Raw genomic sequence first — 19,056 nt, forward strand, 5'->3', positions numbered from 1 at the left:
TCAGCAATACCTCTATTTTCGCCAATTTGAAGAAGCCTTGCCCAAGTCCTAGATCGTAACCAAAATCTGCACCCCAGCCATCGCTGCGGTGTGAAGGACAACAAATGGTTTCGACTCGAGAAAATCTCAATGCTTGGCTGCGTTTAAGCCTCACGCCTGGCGTGGGCAACATCACAGCTCGGTCTTTGCTGTTGGGGTTTGGCTTGCCTGAAGCCATCTTTGAGCGAAGCGCCCTCCAATTGCAAGCGCTTGTGAGTGAGGCAACCAGCCTGCAACTGTGCCGCATCCCGCCAGGCCTGGATGAAGCCGTAGAAACCACCTGGGCTTGGCTACACACTCAAACTCACTCGGGGTCTTCCAAGATCCTTCACAAGAGGCTGCTCACTTTGGCCGATCCTGACTATCCCAGTAGCCTCATGCTCACCCCCGACCCCCCTTGCTTGTTGTACGTTTTGGGACAAACACAGCACCTGCATTTGCTCAGTCCACCCACCGACCATGCACCACCGGCAATGGCTGTGGTGGGAAGCCGCAACCCAACACCGCAGGGTCGATTGAACGCGCACGATTTTTCAGCGCACTTGGCACAAGCCGGCCTGACGGTGGTGTCTGGCTTGGCCTTAGGCGTTGACACTGCGGCGCACCAAGGCGCTCTAAAAGGCGGCCATCCCAATCATCCGCTGCACACCATTGCTGTTGTGGGCACGGGGCTAGACCGCGTCTATCCCTACCAAAACCATGCATTGGCCCTCAAAATTGCGGCGAACGGCTTGTTGATCAGCGAGTACCCGCTCAACACGCCGCCCATCACCTCCAACTTTCCAAAGCGCAACCGACTCATTGCAGGTTTGTCGCAAGGCTGCCTGGTGGTGGAGGCCGCTACGCGCTCTGGCTCTTTAATTACCGCCAAGCAGGCCTTGGACTTGGGCAAAGAAGTGTTTGCCATTCCAGGCTCCATTCACACCACGGTGTCTAAGGGTTGCCACGATCTCATCAAGCAAGGCGCCAAATTGGTCGACTGCACACAAGATATTTTGGAAGAGTTAAAAAATTTGCCCAAGGTGCAAGTCTGCAAGACCAGCAGTTTGCCGCCCGATTTGTCAGACACAAGGTCTAACTTACTAGCACCATCCACCTTGCTTGAGCATCTTGGTCAAGACCCTGTGGGGTTGGATGAATTGCAAATCAGAAGCGGCTTGAGCGTTGCGCACTTGCAAGCTGAATTGTTTCAACTTGAATTGAATGGCGTACTCGGCCGCTTGCCAGGCGGCCTTTACCAACAACTCAAGCGAAAGATTTAGACCACAGCGCCAGAGTTGGGATCGTCTGGGTCTTCGTCTTTTTTGGGCGGCGCCTTAATCAGGTCTTCGCGGCTAATACCCAGCCACATGGCAATGGCCGCAGCCACAAACACCGATGAGTAAATGCCAAACAAAATACCAATGGTGAGCGCCATGGCAAAGTAGTGCAAAGTCTCGCCGCCAAACAACAACATGGAGAGCACCATGATTTGAGTGGAACCGTGCGTGATGATGGTTCGGCTGATGGTGGACGTGATGGCGTTGTCGATAATTTCCACCGTGCTCATCTTGCGATAACGGCGGAAGTTCTCGCGAATTCGGTCAAAAATCACCACCGATTCGTTCACCGAATAACCCAGCACCGCCAGCACCGCAGCCAGCACTGCCAAGGAAAATTCCCATTGGAAGTATGCAAAGAAGCCCAAAATAATGATGACGTCATGCAAGTTGGCAAGGATGGCTGCCACCGAAAACTTCCATTCAAAGCGTACCGCCAAATACAGCATGATGCCAACCACCACAAAAGCCAGCGCCTTCAAGCCGTCGGTGACCAACTCTTCGCCCACTTGTGGCCCCACAAACTCAGAGCGGCGTAAGGTCGCTTCTGCGTTTTGCGCTTTCAATGCCGTCATCAAGGCTTCGCTTTGTTGCGCAGAGCTCACGCCCTTTTGGGCAGGCAAGCGAATCATCACATCGCGCGCAGTGCCAAAGTTTTGAACCTGTACTTCGGTGTAGCCCAAGCTTGACACCACGCCACGCACCTTGGTGAGGTCGGCTGGCTGGCTGTAGCTCACTTCCATGACCGTGCCGCCAGTGAACTCCACCGACAAATGCAAACCACGGCTGAACAAAAAGAACACGGCCAACAAAAAAGTGATCAAGGAGATCGCGTTGAAAATCAACGCGTTCTTCATGAACGGGATGTCTTTGCGGATTTTGAAAAATTCCATGATGCTGTTCGCTTTATGCTTTGTGGTCAGGTGTCACTACAGGGGCTGCTGAACCATCAGGGCGCCATACCGTGCCAATTGACACTGACTTGAGTTTCTTCTGGCGGCCGTACCAAAGGTTAACCAAGCCGCGCGAGAAAAACACCGCCGAGAACATGCTGGTCAAAATGCCCAAGCAGTGCACCACGGCAAAGCCTCGCACGGGGCCAGAGCCAAATGCCAGCAAAGCAACGCCTGCAATCAGGGTGGTGATGTTGGAGTCAAAAATGGTGGCCCAAGCACGGTCGTAACCAGTGTGAATGGCGGCTTGTGGCGAAGCGCCCAAACGCAACTCTTCTCGCACACGCTCATTGATGAGCACGTTGGAGTCAATGGCCATGCCAAGCGCCAGCGCCATGGCAGCCATGCCTGGCAATGTGAGTGTGGCTTGCAACATGGAAAGCACCGCCACCAGCAACAACAAGTTGACGCCCAAAGCAATGCTTGAGAACACACCAAACACCATGTAGTAAATGCTCATGAAAGCAACAATTACCAAGAAACCCCAAATCACGCTGTTGAAACCTTTGGCAATGTTTTCAGCACCGAGGCTTGGGCCAATGGTGCGCTCTTCAATGATTTCCATGGGCGCCGCCAACGAGCCCGCACGCAATAGCAATGCTGTGTCATTGGCTTCGCTGGTGGTCATGCGACCCGAAATTTGAACACGGCCACCCCCAATTTCTGAGCGAATGACTGGGGCCGTGACCACTTCGCCTTTGCCTTTTTCAAACAGCAAAATGGCCATGCGCTTGCCCACGTTTTCTCGCGTGACATCTTTAAAGATGCGCGCGCCCTTGCCATCCAAGGACAAGTTGACCACGGGTTCTTGGGTTTGATTGTCAAAGCCAGGCTGGGCGTCGGTCAGGTTGTCGCCAGTCAGGATGACTTGCTTTTTGACAATCACGGGTTGACCGTTGCGTTCTAAATATCGCTCAGAACCAAACGGCACCATGCCATTGGTTTGCTCTGCCGATCGCGCTTCGCTGCTTTCATCGACCATGCGCACTTCCAAGGTGGCCGTGCGACCCAAAATATCTTTGGCCTTGGCGGTGTCTTGCACGCCTGGCAATTGCACCACGATGCGGTCCAAGCCTTGCTGCTGAATCACGGGTTCCGCCACGCCCAACTCATTGATTCGGTTGTGCAGGGTGGTGATGTTCTGCTTAAGGGCCTGCTCTTGAACACGTCGCGCAGCCTCGGGCTTGATGCTCGCAGTGATTTTGAACTCGCCTCCCTGGGCGGCCTCGGTCACTTGGAGGTCTGCAAATTGATCGGCCAACACTCGCTTGGCCGCTGCCACTTGCGCTTGATCACGCAAACGAATTTCGATGTTCGATTCGCTGCGAGAAATGCCACCATGTCGCACATCTTTTTCGCGCAATGTGGTGCGAATGTCACCTGCCAAGGAATCAATTTTTTGGGTCAATGCGGCTTTCATGTCGACTTGCAACATGAAGTGCACACCACCGCGTAAATCTAGACCCAAATACATGGGCGCAGCATGCAAGGCGGTAAGCCAAGCAGGCGAGCGTGACAGCAAATTCAAAGCCACCACATAACTATTGTCAGAACCTTCAGGGATGAGCGCTTTTTGAATGGCGTCTTTGGCCTTCAACTGCTGTTCGGTGCTCTCAAAACGGGCCTTGATGGAGTTACCCTCCAAGATGAGTCCCGCAATGGGTACATTGGCCGCTTCGATGGCGTCTGAAACACGTTTGAGCGTCGTCTCATCCACCTTGGCCGTGACCTTGGAAGAGGACACCTGAACAGCTGGCGCTTCGCCAAAAAAGTTAGGCAAGGTGTACACCACGCCTAGCAACAAAGCGACCACAATGATCGCAAATTTCCACACCGGATAACGGTTCATGATGGCAGCCGCTTCAAAGAAGAGAACAAATCGAAAGCGTTTTCACGCGACCCTAGCAAGCACTGACTTGGCGCAGTGCAAGAAGAGCAAAATTATTTCATTGAGCCCTTGGGCAAAACCTGAATAACGGCAGAGCGCTGCATTTGGACTTCAACACCACCGGCAATTTCAATGGTCAAAAAGCCGTCGCCCAACTTACTCACTCTGCCCACAAAACCTCCAGCAGTGATGATCTCATCGCCTTTGGCAAGTGCATCGATCATGGTTCTGTGCTCTTTTTGTTTTTTCATTTGCGGCCGAATCATGACGAAATACAGCACCAGAAACATCAAAAGCAGGGGCAGCATGCTCATCAAAGTAGATTGCATATCGCCACCAGAGGCGGCGGCTGGGGCAGTTTGGGCGAATGCGGATGAAATAAACATCAAAGAACTCCACGAATAAAATAAGGGGAACGACCTCAAAGCGGGCCTAAAACCGTTTTTTGAAGTCAACTCCCAATTGTAAGCGGGCTATGATGGCAACCAAAGACCTTGTCCAACTCGGGAGACGACCTTGAGCAGCCTATCCCATGACCATGACCATGACCATGACGATGACCATGACCATGCGCACCCCCACGATCACGTCCATTCCTCATTGAGCGACATGGAAGTGAGGGTTCGAGCCCTAGAAACCCTGCTGACTCAAAAAGGCTACATCGACCCCGCTGCCATAGACCGCATCATTGAAACCTACGAAACCGAAGTTGGCCCTCACAACGGCGCTCAAGTGGTGGCCAAAGCTTGGGCTGAGCCTGAATTCAAAGCTTGGCTGTTGAAAGATGCTACGGCCGCCATAGCCTCTTTGGGCTTTACGGGTCGACAAGGGGAGCACATGGTGGCTCTGGAAAACACCTCTGACCAGCACAATATGGTGGTTTGCACCCTGTGCAGCTGCTACCCCTGGCCAATTTTGGGCTTACCGCCCGTTTGGTACAAAAGCGCAGCCTATCGTTCACGCACGGTTCTTGAGCCTCGCAAAGTTTTGGCTGACTTTGGTGTGACTTTGCCTGAAAGTACCCGAATTCGCGTTTGGGACTCCACTGCCGAACTTCGCTATTTAGTCTTGCCCAAGCGCCCCGATGGCACCGAGCATCTGTCGCAAGCTGAACTCGCCAGCCTGGTCACCCGCGACGCCATGATTGGGACGGCCCTCGTATGAACGGTGTGCACGACATGGGGGGCCAACAGGGATTTGGTCCGGTCCTCATAGAAACCCACGAGCCCTTATTTCACGCGCCATGGGAAAGTCGAGCCATGGCGGTCACTGTGGCCATGGGCGCCAGCGGGCAATGGAACATCGACCTGAGTCGCGCGGCGCGCGAGTCCTTGCCGCCCGCCATCTACTTGTACAGTAGCTATTACGAGATTTGGATCCGCGCCCTTGAAAAACTCATGTTGGAACGCGGCATGGTGACGCATGCCGAACTCGCCACCGGTCAACAGAGCACCCTCCCCGTCCAAGTAAGCAAGGTTCTTACCAAAGAGAGCGTGGACGCTGCCTTGAAAGCAGGCAGCCCCACCGAGCGCCCCATTGATCAGCCCGCCTTGTTCAAAGTTGGCCAAAAAGTGCGCGCACGCAACATGCACCCACAGGGCCATACCCGATTACCGCGGTATGTGCGCGGCCATGTAGGCACCGTGGTCAGTTTGCATGGCGGTCATGTGTTTCCAGATGGCCACACTTTGCATGCCTCACCGCCTTTCAATGTGCCTGTGCAATGGCTTTACACCGTGGTCTTTGATGGCCCTACCCTGTGGGGCGAACACAGCGATCCCACTTTGGAGGTGACGGTAGACGCTTGGGAATCTTATTTAGAAGCAGTTGTCTAAAACCTTCCGAACGACAGCCATGCAAAACACCCACCTCACCCTCGAAGAAATTGCCCGGCATTGCGGCGGCCAAATGCCACTTCCCGTGCAAGACGGCAAGGGCACCGTCTTCGCAGAGCCTTGGCAAGCGCATGCTTTTGCCATGACCTTGCAGCTGCACGAAAAGGGTTTGTTCACATGGCCAGAGTGGGCCGCGGCACTCACTCAAGAAATTAGCAACGCGCAGCAGGCCGGCGATGCCGACACAGGTGCAACGTATTACTCCCACTGGCTGAATGCGCTAGAAGCCATGGTGTTGGCAAAGCAATGGGGCACGGCAGAACAAATACATGATTTAGAGCATGCGTGGGAAGATGCCGCCGCCCGCACACCACACGGCCAGCCCATTGTTTTAGAAATTCAAGGCTCTGGCGTGTCGGTGTCAAATTGACCGCGCATCAATTTCTGCTGCGCCAATTAGGCCCGCTATGATGCGCCCAGCTTTCGGAAATTAAAACTTGCGATTCCCCTTTCTTCCTGTAGCCGCCCTGATGGGCAGTTTGATCACGCTTTGTGCGGGCACCTCGCTGGCCAAAAGTTTGTTTCCTTTCGTGGGCGCAGAAGGCACCACCACTTACCGCCTGATTTTTTCGACCCTGTTGTTGATGGCCTTTTGGCGACCCTGGCGCCGCACTTGGACTTGGTCTGAAGCTCCCATACTCATTTTGTTCGGCGCTACCTTGGGCGTCATGAACTTGCTGTTTTACAACGCCCTGAAAACCGTGCCCTTTGGTTTGGCCATTGCCATTGAGTTCACAGGCCCACTGGCTGTGGCTTTGTGGTCCTCCAAAAAACCACTCGACTTTGTGTGGATTGTTTTGGCCGTGATTGGCATGGGTTTGATATTGCCATTGGGGCCGCAGGGTATAGACAATCCAGCGGCTCTTGATCCTGTTGGCATTGCTTACGCATTGGGCGCTGGCGTTTGCTGGGCCCTGTACATCGTCATTGGGCAACGCGTGGCCGATCGCATTGGCGCTTTTGCCACGCCCATGGGCATGTTGGTGGCAGCACTGGTGGTTACGCCATTTGGCATTGGTGTTGCAGGCTCGTCCTTGCTGAATATGGAATGGATGCTCATAGGCTTGGGCATTGCATTGCTCTCAAGCGCCATTCCCTACAGCTTGGAAATGTATTCGCTCAAACACTTGCCCAAACAAACCTTCAGCATCTTGCTCAGCTTGGAGCCTGCTGTAGGGGCATTGGCCGGCTGGTTGGTGTTATCAGAGCAACTCAACCTGCAACAACTGTGCGCCATCGGCTTGATCATGGCCGCTTCGATGGGAAGCGCCATGACCGCGGGTCAGCGCCAGATCACAAATTAGTGGGCTGCATCAAATATCGATGTTGCCCGCGCGCAGCGCGTTGCTTTCAATGAAGTTGCGACGTGGCTCCACCTCATCGCCCATCAGCATGGTGAACACGCGATCGGCTTCAATGGCATCGTCAATTTGCACACGCAACAAGCGGCGCACAGTGGGGTCCATGGTGGTTTCCCAAAGCTGAGCGGGGTTCATCTCGCCCAAGCCTTTGTAACGCTGACGGCTGGTAGTGCGCTCGGCTTCTCCGATGAGCCAATGCATGGCTTGGCGGAAATCGCTGGTTTTTTCTTCTTTTTGTCTTTCGCCTTCACCGCGCATGACCTTGGCACCTTCGCCCAGCAAGCCGCGGAAGGTATTGGCAGCCTCAGCCAAAGCGCCGTAGTCGGCACCGTGCACAAAGTCTTGCGTAATGACACTGCTCTTGATGTTGCCATGATGGCGACGGCTGATGCGCAGCAATGGTTTGTCGGTGCGGACGTCAAATTCGGCACTCACTTCGGCGGGGATGCCAGTGGTGTTGAGTTCGCGCAACTTGGCTTGCAAAGCAGGTGCACATTCAGCGGCGTTGTCGAGGTTGTCGAGGTTGAGGGCCACGCCATCGGCAATGGCGCGCAGTGCTTCGGCGTCCATGAAGTTGGACAAGCGGTGAATGACTGCCTCGGCCACTTGGTGCTTGCGCGCCAAAGACTCCAAGGTGTCGCCGCTCAAAACTTGAGGTGATGCACCACCGGTGGCAATGCTGGCCTCTTTCAAAGCAATGCGGAGCAAGAAGCTGTCGAGTGCGGGTGCATCTTTCAAATACAACTCTTCTTTGCCAGCTTTCACTTTGTAAAGCGGTGGCTGCGCAATGTAGATGTGGCCGCGCTCAACCAAGTCTGGCATTTGGCGATAGAAGAACGTAAGCAGCAAAGTGCGAATGTGCGCGCCGTCCACATCGGCGTCGGTCATGATGATGATGCGGTGGTAGCGCAGTTTGTCGACGTTGAAATCGTCGGTGCCGCTCTTGCCAGAATCGGCAGTGACCTTGCCAATGCCAGTACCGAGCGCAGTGATGAGCGTGACGATTTCGTTGCTGGTGAGCAATTTTTCGTAGCGTGCTTTTTCGACGTTCAAGATCTTGCCGCGCAGGGGCAAGATGGCTTGGAATTTGCGATCACGGCCCTGCTTGGCAGAGCCACCGGCGGAGTCACCCTCCACGATGTAAATTTCGCAAAGTGCGGGATCTTTTTCTTGGCAGTCGGCCAACTTGCCTGGCAAGCCCATGCCGTCGAGCACTCCTTTGCGGCGCGTCATTTCACGGGCTTTGCGCGCAGCTTCACGAGCGCGTGCAGCTTCAACAATTTTGCCGCACAAAATTTTGGCATCGTTGGGGCGCTCTTCCAAAAAGTCGCCCAGCGCTTTGGCCACAATGTCTTCAACGGGTGCGCGCACTTCGCTGGACACCAACTTGTCTTTGGTCTGGCTAGAGAATTTTGGCTCGGGCACTTTGACGCTCAAAACGCAGCACAAACCTTCGCGCATGTCGTCGCCACTCACTTCGACTTTTTGCTTTTTGGCAATTTCGTTTTTCTCAATGTACTTGCCAATGACACGCGTCATGGCTGCGCGCAAACCGGTGAGGTGAGTGCCACCGTCGCGCTGTGGAATATTGTTGGTGAAGCACAAAACGCTTTCGTTGTAACCATCGTTCCATTGCATGGCCACTTCGACACCAATGCTGGTGCCAGGAATGCCGCCGTATGAATCGGCAGGGCGCTCGCCCATGGCGATGAAGGCATTGGGGTGCAATACTTTTTTGTTGGCGTTGATGAAGTCGACAAAACCTTTGACACCACCGGCGCCAGAGAAGTCGTCTTCTTTGCCGCTGCGTTCGTCTTTCAGGCGAATGCGCACACCGTTGTTCAAGAAGCTGAGTTCGCGCAGACGCTTGGCCAAAATTTCGTAATGGAAATCGTGGTTCTGCGTGAAGATGTCGGTGTCGGGCAAGAAGTGCACTTCGGTGCCGCGTTTTTCTGTGGCGCCCGTAACTCGCATGGGCGATACTTCCACGCCGTCGACCGTTTCGAGCAAACGGTTTTGCACAAAGCCTTTGGCAAATTCAATTTGATGCACTTTGCCTTCGCGGCGCACCGTGAGGCGGAGCCACTTGCTGAGCGCGTTGACGCAGCTCACGCCCACGCCGTGTAAACCGCCCGATACCTTGTAGCTGTTTTGATTGAACTTGCCGCCTGCGTGCAATTCTGTGAGTGCAATTTCTGAAGCCGAGCGCTTGGGCTCGTGCTTGTCGTCCATCTTCACGCCGGTGGGAATGCCGCGGCCGTTGTCGGTGACGCTGATGGAGTTGTCGGTGTGAATGGTGACCACGATGTCATCGCAATGACCGGCCAATGATTCGTCGATGGAGTTGTCAACTACTTCAAACACCAAGTGGTGCAGGCCAGTGCCGTCGGACGTGTCGCCAATGTACATGCCAGGGCGTTTGCGAACGGCCTCCAAGCCTTCCAAAATTTGGATGGAGCCCTCGCCGTAACCCTCAGAGGCACCCGCTTGATTGGTATCAATGGTGGGTTGAAGCGTGGTGAACTCTTCTGCGGTGGGCTTGTTTTCTTCGGTCATTTTTACTTTTCTCAATCTCTTGAATGGCCGAAACCCGCGAATCAACGCGGGTTTCGAAAGGCTCTTCTTGGGGTGTTTTGATTCACCTTCAAGCAGTTCAAGCCTTAAATGCGCATGGGCATCACCACGTATTTGAACTGGTCGTTTTCTGGAATGGTGATGAGTGCAGAGCTGTTGGCATCGGCCAAATCAATGCGCACCATGTCTTGGCCCATGTTGGTGAGCACATCGATGATGTAGGTCACGTTGAAGCCAATCTCAATGCTGTCACCGCCGTAGTCAATGTCGAGTTCGTCCACGGCTTCTTCTTGCTCGGCGTTGGTAGACGCCACGCGCAAAGTACCAGGGTCCAAATTGAGGCGAACGCCTTTGAATTTGTCGCTGGTAAGAATGGCGGTGCGCTGCAAGCAAGACAACAAGGCTTGACGGCCCAGCGTGAGGTTATTGCGATGGCCTTTGGGAATGACACGGTTGTAATCGGGGAACTTGCCTTCAACGAGCTTGGTCACAAACTCCATGCCGCCAAAACTGAACTTGGCTTGGTTGTTGGCAAACTGCATGTCGATGGCGCCTTCGGCATCGCTGAGCAAACGTTGCATTTCGAGCACGGTTTTGCGGGGCAAGATCACTTCTTGTTTGTTGGGCACATCGGTGTCCAAGGTGGCAGAAGCAAAAGCCAAACGGTGACCATCGGTGGACACCAAAGACAACTGCTTGCCTTCGGCCACAAACAAAATACCATTGAGGTAGTAACGAATGTCGTGCACGGCCATGGCAAAAGACACTTGGCTGAGCAACTGCTTCAACGTTTTTTGCGGCACGCTGAACACAGGGCCAAAGCTGGCAGCTTCTTGCACCAAAGGAAAATCTTCGGCGGGCAATGTTTGCAATGTGAATTTGGATTTACCGCCCTTCAAAATCAGTTTGCTTTGGCTTGATTCCAAACTGACGGTTTGATCGGCAGGCATGGTGCGCAAAATGTCGATTAGTTTGCGAGCACCCACCGTGGTGGTGAAATCGCCGGCATCGCCATCCATTTCGGCGGTGGTGCGAATTTGAATTTCAAGATCGCTGGTGGTCAACTGCAATGCTTTGCCAGTTTTGCGAATCAGCACATTGGCCAAAACAGGCAATGTGTGACGCCGTTCGACAATGCCAGAAACGGATTGCAAAACAGACAGCAATTTGTCTTGGGTGGCCTTCAGTACGATCATGTCTTCCTCTGTTTTTTGGGGTCCCAATTTGGATTTTGGGAGCCTCTAGATTTTCGCTGATTTTTGGGCCCAAATTGCAGTTTTGCCACCCTTAATTCAGCATTCTTTTGGCTCAGCCTTTCAGCGTCTGCTCCAAGACGTGCAATTGCTGATTCAGCTCAGTCAATTGCTGGCGCTCGGCACTGATTTTGCGCACCGCATGCAACACGGTGGTATGGTCGCGGCCGCCAAACAACTCACCAATTTCTGGCAAGCTTTTTTGGGTCAACTCTTTGGCCAGGTACATGGCAATCTGGCGCGGTCGCGCAATGCTGGCGGGGCGTTTTTTGGAATACATGTCGGCAACCTTGATCTTGTAGTAATCGGCCACCGTTTTTTGGATGTTTTCAACGCTGATCTGGCGGTTTTGAATGGACAGCAGGTCGCGCAGGGCTTCGCGAGCCAGTTGGATGGAAATTTCCTTCTGGTTAAAGCGCGAATACGCCAAAATTTTGCGCAAGGCGCCTTCGAGTTCGCGCACGTTGGAGCGCACGTTTTTGGCCACAAAGAAAGCCACTTCTTCGGGCATGACGGTGCCTTCGCTGATGGCTTTGTTGATCAGAATGGCCACGCGCATTTCAAGCTCTGGGGGCTCAATGGCCACCGTGAGGCCCGAGTCAAAGCGCGACACGAGGCGCTCATGAATGTCAGCCAATCCTTTGGGATAGGTGTCGCTGGTCATCACAATGTGCGACTTTTTGGCCAGCAATGCTTCAAAGGCGTTGAAAAATTCTTCTTGGGTACGATCTTTGTTGGCAAAGAACTGCACATCGTCAATGAGCAGCAAATCGAGGGAGTGATAACGGTGCTTGAATTCGTCAAAGGTCTTGCGCTGATAGGCTTTAACCACATCCGAGACAAACTGCTCTGCATGAATGTAGAGAACTTTGGCGTCGGGCCTGTCGGCCAGCAATTTGTTGCCAACCGCATGCACCAAGTGGGTCTTGCCCAAACCCACACCACCATAAATAAACAGGGGGTTGTAAAGGTGACCTGGCATGGTGGCCACATGCATGGCAGCAGCGCGCGCCATGCGGTTGGCCGAGCCTTCTACCAAGGTGTCAAATGTGAGGGCCGTGTTCAAACGATGGCGATGCCCATCTGCCGGCAATTCATCGGGTGCATCAGCAACTTCTGGTCGAGCCTCTAATGCGGCCTTTGCCATTGAAAACGCAGTTTTTTCTTGTGCTTCTCTGGTAGCAAGCGCTAACTCAATTTGAATTTTTTGGCCATGCAAGCGAGATAAAACGTCAGCCAGTTTGGCGCTGTATTGCGCTCGAATCCAGTCGAGTTTGAATCGATTGGCCACAAACAAAGTGACCTTGGAGAGGTCGTCCGAAACTTGCGCTGTGAGGGGTTTGATCCAGGTGTTGAACTGCTGTTCAGGCATTTCCTGGGCCAGCTCATCGAGGCAAACTTTCCACAAAGCTTGTCCTGCTTCATCGGCATCGGAGGGGTGCTGTCCGTTGCTCATTGGCAGGCGCCTTGGGTGTGGACAGTTGCTGGTTTCATTCGACTCAAAAGTAACTTTATCAAGAGTTTATCCACATGCGAGGTGGACATGTTGCGGCCATCATAAACCAGAATTTTCAAACTGGCGCCTGGTTTTTTCAGGAGATTCCCCTATGCGGGTTTGCCAGCCCCCAGAAAGTTTGCGATAATCGCGGGTTCCCCCCAAAACAACCATGTGGTATGGGGGATCCGATACTTGGGATGACTCAAAATGAAACGCACTTACCAACCTTCTAAAACACGCCGCGCCCGTACACACGGCTTTTTGGTCCGCATGAAAACACGTGGTGGCCGCGCTGTGATCAATGCGCGCCGTGCCAAGGGCCGCAAGCGTCTGGCCGCCTAAGCTCAGACATTGCGCCCAGACTTTGCGCCCAAACTTTGTGACGGCAATTTCCACGCCTCATAGCGCATTGTCTTTCCTGCCCGATTGCCAATTTGCCTGTGTCAAACCGCTTGGCAGTTGAGCAATCCCAACTTGGCAGTGGTGTGCAGCGACTCAAAACCCGCCCCCAATTTCAAGCTGCCCTCGCTGGTGGCATGGTCTCGCGCACCCCGCATTTCGCTTTGCACCGACTTAATTTGCCAGATACCACCGTCACGGCCTCAAGCGCTCTGGCTGATGGGTTGGTTGTTGGGTCAGCAGAGTCTCTGTTTCAGCCCAAAGCGGTATGGTTAGGTGCCATGGTGCCCAAACGATGGGCCAGACGTGCCGTCACGCGCAATGCCATCAAAAGACAAATTTATGTCATCAGCGCGCAGTACGAAGTTCGCATGCCATGTGCTGCCCATGTGGTTCGACTGCGTGCTGGGTTTGATCGCACGCAATTTATCAGCGCCACTTCTACCCTTCTTAAGCAAGCCGTCCGACTTGAACTAGAACAATTGTTCGAACGCGCAGCGAGGCCCGCATGATTCAACAGCTGTTCATCGGCATTGTGAAAGGTTATCGCCTTTTGCTCAGCCCTTGGTTAGGATCGGCATGTCGGTTTGAGCCCACCTGCTCCGCCTATGCCTTGGATGCTTTAAAGCAGCATGGCGCTGGCGCTGGCAGTTATCTCACCCTCAAACGCCTAGGCCGTTGCCACCCATGGTGTGATGGCGGTCATGATCCGGTGCCAGACCAGGCGCCTCAATGGCTTTCGCGTCTATTGCATCACCCCTTAACTCACCCCTCTTCGAAAAAGTCTCCATGAACGATATTCGCCGCACCTTTTTATGGGTCATTTTTGGCTTCTCCATGGTTCTACTCTGGGACCAATGGCAAATTTACAACGGAAACAAAGCCACGTTCTTCCCTGCGCCGCCTGCCGCAACGGCTGAGAAACCAGTTACAGCCCCAGCCTCAGCAGCCAAAGACTTGCCCGTTGCATCGGTGGCCAATCCAGCGGCCAACACAACGGCCGGCCCCTCACAAGTGCCCAGCTCTGCAACCATGCCAGTGGCCACGGCTCAACAACGCATTGAGGTGAGCACCGATGTTCTCAAACTCAGCTTTGACACAGAAGGTGGCTCGCTGGTGCGCTCTGAATTCTTGAAATTTGGCGACACCATTGACCAGCAAAAACCTTTTGTGCTGCTCGACGAAAGCAAAGCGCGGGTCTATTTGGCACAAACTGGCCTGATCGGTGGCCCTTTTGCTTCTCACAAAACACCCATGCAGTTCACTGGCGAGCGCGAGCTCAAAGCAGGTCAGAATGAATTGAACTTGACATTTGAGTCTGCCGACACGGGCGGCTTGAAGCTGATCAAAACATACACCTTGACGCGCGGCAGCTACGCCATCAAGGTTTCTCACAAAGTCGTTAACACAGGCACAGCGCCCGCGGCTCCACAGCTGTATGTTCAGCTTGTGCGCGATGGCAACAAGCCCGAAGGTGAGTCGGCTTTTTACATGACCTTCACTGGCCCCGCTATTTACACAGATGCTAAAAAATTCCAGAAGATTGAATTTAGCGACATCGAGAAAAGCAAAGCCGAGTTTGAAAAGACAACCCAACAAGGCTATGTGGCCATGGTGCAGCACTACTTTGCTTCTGCTTGGTTGTTGCCTGAAAACACATACCGCGAAAACTTTGCACGCAAGGTCGATACCAACTTGTATGCCGTTGGCATGATCACCCCCTTGAATGAGGTTGCACCTGGGCAGAGCAAGTCAATGGACGTCACTCTCTTTGTGGGACCTCAAGAAGAGAAAATGTTGGAGTCATTGGCACCAGGCTTGGAGTTGGTCAAAGACTATGGCTGGCTTACCGTTTTGGCAAAACCACTTTATTGGTTACTTGATCGCCTGTTCAGCATCTTGCAAAACTGGGGTTGGGCCATTGTGGCGCTGGTGTTCTTGATCAAGCTGGCCTTCTATTGGCTCAATGCCAAGGCTTATTCCAGCATGGCCAAGATGAAAGCCATCAACCCTCGCATCATGGAAATGCGCGAGCGTCTCAAAGACAATCCTCAGCAAATGCAACAAGAGATGATGCGCATTTACCGCGAAGAGAAGGTCAACCCTATGGGCGGTTGCTTCCCCATCATGGTTCAGATTCCCGTGTTCATTGCTTTGTACTGGGTGCTCTTGTCTTCCGTTGAAATGCGCAACGCGCCATGGATTGGCTGGATTCATGATTTGTCAGCGCCCGATCCTTACTTCATCTTGCCCGTCATCATGACGCTGTCTACTTTGCTGCAAACGGCACTCAACCCAGCGCCACCCGATCCCCTTCAAGCCAAGTTGATGTGGTTCATGCCACTCATCTTTAGCGTGATGTTTTTCTTCTTCCCATCGGGCCTGGTGCTGTATTGGATTACCAACAACATCTTGTCTATTGCACAGCAGTGGATGATCAATACCAGAATGGGTGTACCGCCGCAGTTCAATCTGCCAAAATTCAAGTGAGTGCCCGTCTCACCAACACAGGATTGAATGTCCTGCTTTGAAATGACGCCAACAGGGCCGCTCTAGCGGCCCTGATGCTTTGATCGATTGCCTTTTAAATCCAATTCATCCTTATAAGTTCCAATAAGCTCCATTAGATTGCTGCCATGTTGTCTCGCCACCAAGATCCCATCATTGCAATTGCCACAGCACCTGGCAGGGGCGCGGTGGGCATCGTGCGTGTGTCAGGCCCTCAGCTGAAAGTTTGGGCAGAGGCGTTTTGTGGCAAGCCTCTTCAGGCGCGCCAAGCGCACTACTTGCCAATCAACGATGCCAAGGGCGAGCCCATTGATCAAGGTCTGGCCATTTTCTTTCCGGGTCCCCATTCCTACACGGGAGAGGATGTGCTCGAGTTACAAGCCCATGGCGGGCCGGTGGTCTTGCAGCTGCTTTTGGCCAGGTGCATCGAGTTGGCACAAACGCCCCACCCCCACACTGGCCAAGCCCTGCTTCCAGAACTGCGCTTGGCGCAACCCGGCGAGTTCACACAGCGCGCTTTTCTCAACGACAAAATTGACTTGGCACAGGCCGAGGCCATTGCCGACTTGATAGACGCTTCGACCAGTGCCGCAGCACGCAGCGCCAGCCGTTCGTTGGCTGGCGATTTCTCCAAAGAAATTCACACCCTGCGTGACGGCTTGGTGCACTTGCGCATGTTGGTAGAGGCCACTTTAGATTTTCCCGAAGAGGAAATTGATTTTTTACAAAAGGCCGATGCACAAGGACAGCTTGAGCGACTTCAAGCACAGCTCAACAAGGTCTTGTTGCGAACACAACAAGGGGCCTTGTTGCGTGAGGGCATCAAGGTGGTGATTGCCGGGCAGCCCAATGCCGGCAAAAGCTCTTTGCTCAATGCCTTGGCGGGCGCTGAGTTGGCCATCGTGACGCCCATTGCAGGCACCACGCGCGATGTGGTGCAGCAAACCATTCAAATTGAAGGTGTGCCTGTTCACATCATTGACACAGCGGGACTGCGCGAAGGCGAGGGCATTGATGAGGTTGAACAAATTGGCATTCAGCGCGCATGGGCCCAAATTGCAGATGCCGATGCTGTACTGTTTTTGCATGACCTCACTCGCCAGACTGCGCCAGCTTATGTTCAAGCCGATCAACAAATTCAAGATAGCCTGTCTCAGCAGTTACCCAAGAGCGTCGCTTTGTTGCATGTCTGGAACAAATTTGACTTGGCACCGTCTGCTCAAAACTCAGCTGAGTTGGGTAGTCAGGCGCATCCAAGCCATGATGTTTTTCTGTCTGCCAAAACCGGTCACGGCATTGAACAGCTTCGAGCCAAGCTGCTTCAAACAGCAGGCTGGCAACCTGCCAACGAAGGTTTGTACTTGGCTCGAGAACGGCATGTTCAAGCGCTTCAACGCGTGCAATCTCACCTTGAAATAGCCGATGGCCATTTGCGTACACAGGCGCAATCTTTGGATTTGTTGGCCGAAGAGTTGCGGTTGTCGCAAACGGCATTGAATGAAATCACAGGCGAGTTCAACGCTGACGATTTGCTGGGCGTAATTTTTTCCAGCTTTTGTATCGGAAAATAAAAGATGGCCAAGTCACCCGCAATCGATCGTCCCGCCCCCAAGAGTCCCAAGTCTTTGAGTGGGCTGTTGCCTTTTTTAAAACCCTATCGATTGCAAATTGGCCTGGCCATGGTGTTTTTGGTGTTGGCTGCCGCTTCCACCTTGGTGTTTCCAATTGCGCTGCGGCAATTGATCGACAACGGTTTGCAACACCCCGATCCTGGCGAGCAAGCCATGGCGCTGCGCGGCAATTTCATGATGTTGTTTGGCGTGGCCGTGGCATTGGGTTTGTTTTCGGCCGCACGATTTTTCACCGTGAGTTGGCTGGGTGAACGTGTCACCACCGATTTGCGCAATGCGGTTTACAGCCACGTGCTGGAACAAAGTCCTGCATTTTTTGAGACCACCCCCACGGGTGAAGTCATTAGCCGACTGGTCGCAGACACCACCTTGGTGCAAACCGTGGTGGGCAGCTCTTTGTCGATGGGACTTCGCAACGCAGTGATGGGCGTTGGTGCTTTGGCCATGCTGGTGTGGGCGCACCCCACGGTCATGTTGCAATTGGTGGTCACCGTGGTGCTGGTGGTTTGGCCGGCCACACTTTATGGCCGAAGAGTTCGGCGCTTGTCGCGTGCCAGCCAAGACCGGGTGGCCGATGCCAGCAGCATTGCCACTGAAGTTTTGAATGCCATGTCGGTGGTGAAAAGCTACACCGCCGAAACTCGCGAAGCAAAGCGCTTTTCAAGCGCGACGGAGCAAGGCTTTCAAACGGCCATCCGCCGCACACGTGCTCGCTCTGTACTGGTTGCCTTCATCATCATTGCCAACGCCGCCTTCTTGCTGTGGGGCTTGTATCAGGGCACGCAAGCTGTTTTGGCTGGCGAGCTTTCTGCTGGCCAGCTGGGTCAGGCTGTTTTGTACGTCATTATTTTTGCAGGCGCCGTGGCGGTTCTGGGCGAAACCTATGGCGACTTGCTGCGCGCTGCAGGGGCCACTGAGCGGCTCATGGAGTTATTGGGCAGCACATCGCCCGTTCAATCGCCAAACAAACCCGTGACGTCAACGCCGCCCACAACGGGCAGCACTTTGGCATTCCAATCGATCCAGTTTCATTACCCTTCAAGGCCCTCCCAGTTGGCACTTCAAGACTTCTCGGTAGACATCGCGGCAGGTCAAACAGTGGCATTGGTTGGCCCCAGTGGAGCCGGCAAAACCACACTCTTTGCTTTGCTGCTGCGCTACTACGACCCCCAACTTGGTCAGATTGTGTTGGACGGTGTGCCCATCCAAAACCTCAGCCTGCACGACCTTCGACAACGCATTGGCATCGTGCCCCAAGAACCTGTGCTTTTTTCAAGCAGTGCCATGGACAACATCCGATACGGCAAGCCAGACGCCACCGACGAAGAGGTTCGCGCTGCCGCTGTGGCGGCCTTTGCAGATGAATTCATCGTTGACTTGCCAGACGGCTACAACACGTTCTTGGGTGAGCGCGGCGTGCGCTTGTCGGGTGGCCAGCGACAACGCATTGCCATCGCACGTGCCATGCTCAAAAATCCACCGCTCTTGTTACTGGATGAAGCCACCAGCGCCTTGGACGCACACAGTGAGCGCATGGTTCAAGCGGCGTTGGAGTCTGCCATGCGCGGCCGTACCACCTTGGTCATTGCGCACCGACTTGCCACCGTTCAAAAGGCGGATCAAATTTTGGTGCTTGAGCATGGCCGCCTTGTCGAGCAGGGCAAGCACTTGGAACTGGTTGCCATGGGCGGCATTTATGCGGGCTTGGCCGCACTTCAGTTCAACGCTTGAAAGTTTT

17 protein-coding genes are annotated in these 19,056 nt (G+C 53.8%); 11 read left to right on the top strand and 6 right to left on the bottom strand.

The genetic code is table 11. The features are described 5' to 3' along the window. The first annotated feature begins 104 nt into the window (after window positions 1-104). On the top strand, window positions 105-1,301 hold the full coding sequence (gene dprA, locus B9Z32_RS00780; RefSeq protein ID WP_108419517.1) for a DNA-processing protein DprA: 1,197 nt from the start codon (window positions 105-107) through the stop codon (window positions 1,299-1,301). Here the strand turns inward: dprA and secF are convergent. From secF to yajC, 3 genes are all read right to left on the bottom strand, one after another. Next, the gene (gene secF / locus B9Z32_RS00785; protein WP_108419518.1) at window positions 1,298-2,251 is read right to left on the bottom strand and encodes a protein translocase subunit SecF; all 954 of its coding nucleotides are present in this window, start codon (window positions 2,249-2,251) and stop codon (window positions 1,298-1,300) included. The two genes, dprA and secF, sit on opposite strands and share 4 nt — an antisense overlap. Window positions 2,252-2,264: 13 nt before the next feature. Then, window positions 2,265-4,160, bottom strand: a complete 1,896-nt coding sequence (secD, locus tag B9Z32_RS00790; RefSeq protein WP_108419519.1) for a protein translocase subunit SecD — start codon at window positions 4,158-4,160, stop codon at window positions 2,265-2,267. Between the two features lie 92 nt (window positions 4,161-4,252). Further along, the gene (yajC, locus tag B9Z32_RS00795; protein ID WP_108419520.1) at window positions 4,253-4,585 is read right to left on the bottom strand and encodes a preprotein translocase subunit YajC; all 333 of its coding nucleotides are present in this window, start codon (window positions 4,583-4,585) and stop codon (window positions 4,253-4,255) included. 223 nt (window positions 4,586-4,808) lie between these two features. On the opposite strand from yajC, the gene nthA reads away from it, so the two are divergent. From nthA to B9Z32_RS00815, 4 genes are all read left to right on the top strand, one after another. Next, a complete protein-coding gene (gene nthA, locus B9Z32_RS00800) occupies window positions 4,809-5,363 on the top strand; it encodes a nitrile hydratase subunit alpha (protein ID WP_108419521.1) in 555 nt (184 codons plus the stop codon). Then, a complete protein-coding gene (gene nthB / locus B9Z32_RS00805) occupies window positions 5,360-6,034 on the top strand; it encodes a nitrile hydratase subunit beta (protein ID WP_108419522.1) in 675 nt (224 codons plus the stop codon). The genes nthA and nthB overlap by 4 nt, the downstream gene beginning before the upstream one ends. Window positions 6,035-6,053: 19 nt before the next feature. Further along, window positions 6,054-6,464 (top strand): nitrile hydratase accessory protein, encoded by a 411-nt coding sequence (locus B9Z32_RS00810; protein ID WP_233248010.1) that lies wholly within the window; start codon window positions 6,054-6,056, stop codon window positions 6,462-6,464. 67 nt (window positions 6,465-6,531) lie between these two features. Continuing rightward, a complete protein-coding gene (locus tag B9Z32_RS00815) occupies window positions 6,532-7,398 on the top strand; it encodes a DMT family transporter (RefSeq protein ID WP_369909228.1) in 867 nt (288 codons plus the stop codon). A gap of 9 nt (window positions 7,399-7,407) precedes the next feature. Here the strand turns inward: B9Z32_RS00815 and gyrB are convergent, their stop codons facing one another. The 3 genes from gyrB to dnaA form a co-directional block, all read right to left on the bottom strand. Next, window positions 7,408-10,011 (bottom strand): DNA topoisomerase (ATP-hydrolyzing) subunit B, encoded by a 2,604-nt coding sequence (gene gyrB, locus B9Z32_RS00820; RefSeq protein WP_108419524.1) that lies wholly within the window; start codon window positions 10,009-10,011, stop codon window positions 7,408-7,410. 104 nt (window positions 10,012-10,115) lie between these two features. Further along, window positions 10,116-11,225: a DNA polymerase III subunit beta gene (gene dnaN, locus B9Z32_RS00825; protein ID WP_108419525.1), complete on the bottom strand. Its 1,110-nt coding sequence runs from the start codon at window positions 11,223-11,225 to the stop codon at window positions 10,116-10,118. A 112-nt stretch (window positions 11,226-11,337) separates the two neighbouring features. Further along, entirely contained in the window at window positions 11,338-12,738 is a 1,401-nt protein-coding gene (dnaA, locus tag B9Z32_RS00830) for a chromosomal replication initiator protein DnaA (protein WP_108419526.1), read from the bottom strand. Window positions 12,739-12,987: 249 nt separating this feature from the next. Here dnaA and rpmH point away from each other — a divergent pair, with 249 nt between their 5' ends. The 6 genes from rpmH (at window position 12,988) to B9Z32_RS00860 (ending at window position 19,049) form a co-directional block, all read left to right on the top strand. Then, window positions 12,988-13,122, top strand: coding sequence for a 50S ribosomal protein L34 (rpmH, locus tag B9Z32_RS00835; RefSeq protein ID WP_028820859.1), 135 nt, complete (start codon window positions 12,988-12,990; stop codon window positions 13,120-13,122). A gap of 143 nt (window positions 13,123-13,265) precedes the next feature. After that, a complete protein-coding gene (locus B9Z32_RS00840) occupies window positions 13,266-13,691 on the top strand; it encodes a ribonuclease P protein component (RefSeq protein WP_108420896.1) in 426 nt (141 codons plus the stop codon). Continuing rightward, window positions 13,688-13,972: a membrane protein insertion efficiency factor YidD gene (yidD, locus tag B9Z32_RS00845; protein ID WP_108419527.1), complete on the top strand. Its 285-nt coding sequence runs from the start codon at window positions 13,688-13,690 to the stop codon at window positions 13,970-13,972. Before B9Z32_RS00840 ends, yidD begins: the two co-directional genes overlap by 4 nt. Next, complete coding sequence (gene yidC, locus B9Z32_RS00850) at window positions 13,969-15,669, top strand: membrane protein insertase YidC (RefSeq protein ID WP_108419528.1); 1,701 nt, start codon at window positions 13,969-13,971, stop codon at window positions 15,667-15,669. Before yidD ends, yidC begins: the two co-directional genes overlap by 4 nt. Before the next feature lie 146 nt (window positions 15,670-15,815). Continuing rightward, window positions 15,816-17,258, top strand: a complete 1,443-nt coding sequence (gene mnmE / locus B9Z32_RS00855) for a tRNA uridine-5-carboxymethylaminomethyl(34) synthesis GTPase MnmE (RefSeq protein WP_108419529.1) — start codon at window positions 15,816-15,818, stop codon at window positions 17,256-17,258. A gap of 3 nt (window positions 17,259-17,261) precedes the next feature. Continuing rightward, window positions 17,262-19,049 (top strand): ABC transporter transmembrane domain-containing protein, encoded by a 1,788-nt coding sequence (locus B9Z32_RS00860; RefSeq protein ID WP_108419530.1) that lies wholly within the window; start codon window positions 17,262-17,264, stop codon window positions 19,047-19,049. Window positions 19,050-19,056 lie beyond the last annotated feature (7 nt).

This window comes from Limnohabitans sp. MMS-10A-178, from assembly GCF_003063375.1.
Taxonomy (GTDB): domain Bacteria; phylum Pseudomonadota; class Gammaproteobacteria; order Burkholderiales; family Burkholderiaceae_C; genus Limnohabitans_A.